This window comes from Bacteroides sp. NSJ-48 (assembly GCF_014287405.1).
Lineage (GTDB): Bacteria > Bacteroidota > Bacteroidia > Bacteroidales > Bacteroidaceae > Bacteroides > Bacteroides stercoris.
In genome coordinates, this window is the sequence record NZ_JACOOD010000096.1 from 1 (window position 1) to 2,597 (window position 2,597).

2 protein-coding genes and 1 tRNA gene are annotated in these 2,597 nt (G+C 45.1%); 1 reads left to right on the forward strand and 2 read right to left on the reverse strand.

Annotated elements, in window-relative coordinates; translation table 11 throughout:
• Together H8S52_RS19525 and H8S52_RS19530 are read right to left on the reverse strand one after the other, a co-directional pair.
• Positions 1–263 (reverse strand): transposase family protein (locus tag H8S52_RS19525; RefSeq protein ID WP_186910398.1); only part of this gene is annotated, 263 nt, incomplete at its 3' end.
• Positions 264–457: 194 nt separating this feature from the next.
• Positions 458–530 (reverse strand) — tRNA-Lys (locus tag H8S52_RS19530).
• Between the two features lie 163 nt (positions 531–693).
• Here H8S52_RS19530 and ettA point away from each other — a divergent pair.
• Complete coding sequence (gene ettA, locus H8S52_RS19535) at positions 694–2,391, forward strand: energy-dependent translational throttle protein EttA (protein ID WP_005653533.1); 1,698 nt, start codon at positions 694–696, stop codon at positions 2,389–2,391.
• The last annotated feature ends 206 nt before the right edge of the window (positions 2,392–2,597 follow it).

Here is a 2,597-nt window from a genome sequence, read left to right on the forward strand (position 1 = left end):
TCATTGGAAGACTTGTCAAGCCATTTACGTTTACGAACATGGAGATAAGTGGCGCGACCACGAATAGGATAGTCTTGGATTGTACGATACTCACCAAAACCATAGGATATGATATCCGGATTGATCTTATCTTCTTTTAGCTGAACTTTTTTTTCATCAAGATAAATATCAAAACGGTCAGCACTCTTGTCGAAATTGACAATATCAAAGTTGTCTATAAGCACATCCGGAAGGATGGCACGAAGGAGTTGTGCGGGTTTCATAAAACAAAGGTAAGCAAAGATAGCTAATTTTAAAACTTACCAACCAGATATTTCCGCTGAGCCTGAATCCCTCAGATTGTTACGTTGACCCGAAGTTTACTGGTTTACATCTTGGTTTACATCAAAGCCGTCAAATCGCAGTATATACAAAGAAAAAAGCAGCTATCTTTTTAGATAACTGCTTGATTTTTAAGTGATCCGCTTGGGGCTCGAACCCAAGACCCCAACATTAAAAGTGTTGTGCTCTACCTGCTGAGCTAGCGAATCAATCCTTATTGCTGTTAAGCGAGTGCAAAGATAGATACTTTTTTGAAAGTTGCAAAAGATTTTCGCTTTTTTTCTTATCTTTGTACCGAAATTTCGTGTGCAGGAGTCTCACACTTCATCTCAAACATTATATTTTATACTTTATATTTTATACTTAACTCACATGGCAACAGTAGACGATAAGAAAATTATCTTTTCTATGGTAGGGCTGAACAAGACCATTCAGCAGAACAATAAGCAGGTGTTGAAGAACATCTACCTCTCGTTCTTCTACGGAGCGAAAATCGGTATCATCGGTTTGAACGGTTCGGGTAAATCGACCTTGCTGAAGATTATCGCCGGCTTGGACAAATCCTATCAGGGCGAAGTGGTGTTCTCGCCCGGATATTCGGTAGGATATTTGGCTCAGGAGCCTTACCTCGATCCCGCGAAGACAGTGAAAGAAGTGGTGATGGAAGGCGTACAGCCCATTGTAGATGCGCTGGCAGAGTACGAGGAAATCAATCAGAAGTTCGGACTGCCCGAATACTACGAAGATCAGGACAAGATGGACAAGCTCTTCACCCGTCAGGCGGAGCTGCAGGACATCATCGACGCTACCGATGCCTGGAATCTCGACAGTAAGTTGGAGCGTGCGATGGATGCGCTTCGTTGTCCACCCGAAGACCAGTCGGTAGAACATCTTTCCGGTGGTGAACGCCGTCGTGTGGCACTCTGTCGTCTGTTGCTTCAAAAGCCCGACATACTGCTTCTCGATGAGCCTACCAACCACCTTGATGCCGAATCTATCGACTGGCTGGAGCAGCACTTGCAGCAGTACGAAGGTACGGTAATTGCTGTAACTCACGACCGGTACTTCCTCGACCATGTGGCAGGTTGGATACTCGAACTCGATCGTGGCGAAGGTATTCCTTGGAAAGGCAACTACTCCAGCTGGCTCGAACAAAAGACCAAGCGCATGGAGCAGGAAGAAAAGACTGCCAGCAAACGCCGCAAGACGTTGGAACGCGAGCTGGAGTGGGTGCGTATGGCTCCCAAAGCCCGTCAGGCAAAGGGAAAAGCCCGTCTGAACTCTTACGACAAACTGCTGAACGAAGACGTGAAGGAAAAAGAAGAGAAGCTCGAAATCTTCATCCCCAACGGCCCCCGTCTGGGCAACAAGGTTATTGAAGCTAAGCATGTAGCAAAAGCTTTTGGCGACAAACTCTTGTTTGACGACCTTAATTTCATGTTGCCGCCTAATGGTATTGTAGGCATCATTGGTCCTAATGGAGCGGGTAAAACCACTCTTTTCCGCCTTATTATGGGGCTGGATACGCCCGACAGCGGCGAGTTCGAGGTAGGAGAGACCGTAAAAGTAGCCTATGTGGACCAGCAGCACAAGGACATCGATCCTAATAAGAGCGTTTATCAGGTAATTTCCGGCGGCAACGACCTCATCCGCATGGGGGGGCGCGATATCAATGCCCGTGCCTACTTGTCGCGTTTCAATTTTTCCGGCGCAGATCAGGAAAAGCTTTGCGGTGTACTCTCCGGCGGTGAGCGCAACCGTCTTCACCTGGCTCTCTGTCTCAAGGAAGAAGGCAATGTGTTGCTTCTTGACGAACCCACCAATGACATTGACGTCAATACACTGCGTGCTCTCGAAGAAGGTCTTGAGGATTTTGCCGGATGTGCTGTTGTTATCAGTCACGACCGTTGGTTCCTCGACCGTATCTGTACGCATATTCTTGCATTTGAAGGTGATTCTAATGTATTTTTCTTTGAAGGCTCCTATTCGGAGTACGAAGAAAATAAACTGAAACGTTTGGGTAAGGAAGAACCTACTCGCGTTCGTTATAGAAAGTTAATGAATGATTAGTTCGGGTTTTAAACTGAAAGTATACCTGCTTTATCTGTAATAAAAAGAAATTCTGCAAGCTATTTGTGGAGTTTCTTTCTTTTAAAAAGGGACATTCATTAAATATTACAAAATTAGCCAACTAATTCATACACAAATTATTGCGAATTAGTTGGCTTTTTTGTATCTTTAGGTATTCCCCCGAAAACAAGGTTTGACGGCCAAAA

Coding starts and splice junctions, on each gene's coding strand:
- ettA (WP_005653533.1), top strand. CDS start 694: ATGGCAACAGTAGACGATAAGAAAATTATCTTTTCTATGGTAGGGCTG.